This is a genomic window from Mammaliicoccus fleurettii (genome assembly GCF_003970575.1).
Lineage (GTDB): Bacteria > Bacillota > Bacilli > Staphylococcales > Staphylococcaceae > Mammaliicoccus > Mammaliicoccus fleurettii.
This window is the reverse complement of record NZ_RXWZ01000052.1, coordinates 1-456: the sequence shown is the minus strand read 5'-3', so window position 1 is coordinate 456 and position 456 is coordinate 1. Positions and strand designations below refer to the sequence as shown.

The 456-nt window shown below is 48.2% G+C and carries 4 tRNA genes; all 4 read left to right on the top strand.

The annotated features are described in order from the left end of the window. Nucleotides 1–3: 3 nt before the first annotated feature. The 4 genes from CD129_RS04925 to CD129_RS04910 all read left to right on the top strand — a co-directional run bounded on the left by CD129_RS04925 (nucleotide 4) and on the right by CD129_RS04910 (nucleotide 352). A tRNA-Leu gene (locus CD129_RS04925) sits at nucleotides 4–92 on the top strand. A gap of 6 nt (nucleotides 93–98) precedes the next feature. After that, nucleotides 99–175: transfer RNA gene (locus CD129_RS04920), tRNA-Arg, on the top strand. 11 nt (nucleotides 176–186) lie between these two features. After that, nucleotides 187–260: transfer RNA gene (locus tag CD129_RS04915), tRNA-Pro, on the top strand. 16 nt (nucleotides 261–276) lie between these two features. Then, nucleotides 277–352 (top strand) — tRNA-Ala (locus tag CD129_RS04910). Nucleotides 353–456: the final 104 nt, after the last annotated feature.

Sequence of the window (456 nt, the reverse complement as noted above, 5' to 3'; positions counted from 1 at the left end):
TTTGCCGGGGTGGCGGAACTGGCAGACGCACAGGACTTAAAATCCTGCGGTAAGTGATTACCGTACCGGTTCGATTCCGGTCCTCGGCACCATTTTTAGCGCCCGTAGCTCAATTGGATAGAGCGTTTGACTACGGATCAAGAGGCTAGGGGTTCGACTCCTCTCGGGCGCGCCATTTTTAAATAACGGGAAGTAGCTCAGCTTGGTAGAGCACTTGGTTTGGGACCAAGGGGTCGCAGGTTCGAATCCTGTCTTCCCGACTTCTATTAATATCTTGGGGGCTTAGCTCAGATGGGAGAGCGCCTGCTTTGCACGCAGGAGGTCAGCGGTTCGATCCCGCTAGTCTCCACCATTTTTAAAATAGATAATGAACATTGAAAACTGAATGACAATATGTCAACGTTAATTCCAATAATTGAGTACTTATAGTACTTCAAAGAGTGATTGGCTTAACCA